Raw genomic sequence first — 3,139 nt, forward strand, 5'->3', positions numbered from 1 at the left:
TGGACGCACCCGCGATCAACTCTTGGCCTGGACCTCTACCCGCCGATTGCTGCCCTGACCGGCCAGCCAGAACCAGAGCATCCCAACAGCCAGGGTTCAACTCGAAGTTCAGAGAAGCAGGCGTGTTCGTGGATGCAGGCGGTGCCGTAGGCGCGGGCGCAGATGCCGACGGAGAGTTTGCGGCGTTCGAAGTGGCCGAGGAAGTCCTCCCACTCGGCTTCGGTGGAGGTGCGGTACTCCTCGGCGGGGCGCAGGGTGCGGCGGCGGGTGATGAAGGCGCGGTGGGCTTCGATGGTCTCGGTGGGGTAGACGGCGTTGTAGCCCATGGTGGTGTTGATGTTGGTGTGGCCGACGATGACCTGGGCGATGTGGGGCGGCAGGCCGGAGCGGATGGCGTCGGTGATGAAAATGCGCCGGAAGTCGTGCGGGGCGAAGTCCATGGGTTGGCCGGTGGTGTCGGTGAGGCCAATGAAGGCGAGGATCTCGGCCAGGGCGCGGCGGATGAATTCGCCGGTCATGCGGGAGGGCTCTCCGGCGCGGTCCCACTGGAACAGCAGTGGTGCGGGCGGGTTCCAGATGCGTTCTTCGTAGTCGTAGGCGGCCAGCAGCGGGATGGCGCCAGTACGCGGGTCGCGAACCCGGCGGACGATGGTGGCCAGGACATCGGCGAGCTCGGGGCTGACGAGCAGGACGCGCTCCTGGTCGGTCTTGGAGGGAGCGATCTGGAGCAGAGGGACGATCTCGCCGGTCGTGGGCAGGCGGTACTGGACCAGGGCGTGGTGGCTGGTCTCCAGCATCTCCTCGATGCGGGCGCCGGTATGACGCAGGAACTCCACCGCTGCCCAGGCCCAGAAGGCGCGGTGCTCGGCGAGGTCGAAGTGCAGGAGCGTCCCGGCCGCGTCGCGGGCGCTGGCGCCGCCGTTCTTGGTGCGGACGAAGACGGCGCCGCCGACGGTGTACGTCGCGCCTGGTGACACGGCGTGCAGGGCTTCCAGGCAGGCCAGGCGATGGCGGTAGTGGTCGGACGCGGCCCGGGCAAAGGTCTCCAGGGCAGGGAGACGTTCGCGGGTGCGCTGGTCCATGCGGGCTTTGACCCGCTTGGTGCGCTTGGCGTCCAGGGTCTCCGCTTCCTTGATCGGACACGGTGCGGCCCATGGCCCCCAGCGGGCCGGCTCCTCCACCGCCCAGCGTGCGATGTCGAGGTAGAACGGGCGCACCGTCATCATTAGCAGGGCCCGGTCGGCCCGCTCGACCACCGTCTCTTCCACGGTGCCGTCCAGGTGCTTGCGCCGCTGGGTCCGGGTGCTCAGGCGCTCTTTCCAGGCGGTGACCACCTCCGGTGGCAGGTCCAGGGCGGCGATGCCGGGGTGGTGCCGTTCCAGATCGGACCAGAAGTTCCGGGTCAGGTTGCGGGCCAGGTTGTCCAGCGTGCTGTAGTCCGGCCGGTGCCGCCGCTCCTCCAGGTAGTCGATCAGCAGCGCCCGGACCGGAGCACTCTCCACCCCGTGCCGGTCCACCAGTTGCTCGCAGGTGAGCTGACCGGTAAGTCGGCCCAGTAGCCGCAGTGTCGTCGGTGCGTCGGAGGGCAGATGGCCCAGCTCACGCAGCCAGGAGTAGAACAGGGTGCTCCCGCCACCGCTTCTGACGCTGCCAGCCGCGCGTGCAACGGCGGTGTACTCAAGCGCGTCGCCGACGGTGATGTCCGTCAGGCCGCCCCCCTTGGCCAGGAGGATCCTGGTCAGCGCCAGACGGGCCTTGCCTCCCGCAAGCGCCGACCATCGCCCTGGATCGACGTGCGCCTCCAGCTGGGCGAACCCGGCCGGGTCACGAACCTCCTCGACGAATTCCCTCAGATGTGTGCTGCGATGGCCGGCCAGCCAGCTCAGCGGCAGGCGCACCACGTCAGCACCGGCCAGTGTCAGCAGTCCGGACTGCACGGTGCCCCACCGCGTCACGCCGGTGGTTGAGGCGATCCAGGTCGGTGCCTGCTCGGCCCACCGGCGCGGGCAGGCCGCCGCGGGCGAGGCTTCCCACCGCTCCTGCCAGCTCGTCCCGGGAAAATCGGCCAGCCAGGTGAGGATTGCGCGGGCCCCCGTCAGCCGGTACCAGCCGGTGTTGGCGACGGCGGGATCGTACGGCGGCATCCGCAGCGCGGCGAGGACCTCCTGCGCGGGCTTGCACGTCATCGACCACCGCGTCCCGGCTTCACGGGCGGGAAACCGGGCGCGGGCCTGTTCCAACGGTCCGCCCGCGGCCTGGGGCACCGGCAGCCGCTCGCCGGGGCCAGCGGCTGCCGTGCCGGTCAGATGCCGGATACGGGCCTTCACCAGGATCCTCCGAAAAGGTCAGTGAGGGCCTGGGCCCGGTATCCAGCGGCGGGCACCGCCGGGATCCGGGCCAGCCGCTCCTGGCGCACATGGTGTGCCTGTACGGCTTCGACGATCTCGTCGCGGCCAGCTGGCACGTAGATCTGGGTGGTCGTCAGATGGGCGTGGCCCAGGATCCACTGGACGTCCGTCAGCGCCAGCTTCGGATCCCGCGCCATCCGATACGCGGCTGTGTGCCGCAGATCGTGAAGTGTTCAGTTCGCCCCCAGCAGGGCGTTGGCCCGGTTCAGCATCGCCCGGGCCGCGTGGTACGTCAGCGGACGGAACGGCCGCCGCAGTGTCCACCACAACTTCTCGGCTGGATCCCGCGGCACTCCCGCCCGCCATGCCTCCTCCTGATAGAGCCGCAGCCACACGAAGGCGTCCGGGGACGACGGCAGTTGTTGATACGCCCGTGTTCCTTTGCGGATCACCCCGAGCAGCTGATCGCCCGGCAGTGGGTCACGCTGGCAGCTCGTCAGCAGTTCTTCGGCACGGGCGCCGTTGGAGACCCAGAACGCCAGCAGGGCCCGGTCCCGGTGGTACCGCAGAGCGGCGAACAGTTCGTTGAATCTGTGGTCAGGGATCCGCCGCGGCAGCCGGGCCGGGACTGACGGCCGGTAGCGGCCTCCGCCCGATACACGGGCCGAGCCGCCCGCGGCAGCCGGACGACGGCGATGGAGCCTCCCCCTGAGTGGTGGACACCCTGACCTCGACCCCGGTGGGGGTCGGGAGAGGGTGACCGATTATGGTGATGAAGGTCTATTCGCCCG

Annotated in this window: 3 protein-coding genes; all 3 read right to left on the minus strand. The window is 69.7% G+C overall.

Translation table 11 applies throughout. The annotated features are described in order from the left end of the window. Positions 1-35: 35 nt before the first annotated feature. Genes ACIBJF_RS52795 through ACIBJF_RS52805 form a run of 3 tightly spaced genes read right to left on the minus strand, consistent with a single transcriptional unit; the run spans position 36 to position 2,800 of the window. Positions 36-2,327 (minus strand): tyrosine-type recombinase/integrase, encoded by a 2,292-nt coding sequence (locus ACIBJF_RS52795; RefSeq protein WP_399185022.1) that lies wholly within the window; start codon positions 2,325-2,327, stop codon positions 36-38. Then, the gene (locus tag ACIBJF_RS52800) at positions 2,324-2,569 is read right to left on the minus strand and encodes a hypothetical protein (RefSeq protein WP_399185024.1); all 246 of its coding nucleotides are present in this window, start codon (positions 2,567-2,569) and stop codon (positions 2,324-2,326) included. The genes ACIBJF_RS52795 and ACIBJF_RS52800 overlap by 4 nt, the downstream gene beginning before the upstream one ends. Positions 2,570-2,581: 12 nt before the next feature. Next, on the minus strand, positions 2,582-2,800 hold the full coding sequence (locus ACIBJF_RS52805) for a hypothetical protein (protein WP_399185023.1): 219 nt from the start codon (positions 2,798-2,800) through the stop codon (positions 2,582-2,584). Between the last annotated feature and the right edge of the window lie 339 nt (positions 2,801-3,139).

The sequence above is a fragment of the Streptomyces sp. NPDC050743 genome (genome assembly GCF_044456925.1).
Lineage (GTDB): Bacteria > Actinomycetota > Actinomycetes > Streptomycetales > Streptomycetaceae > Streptomyces.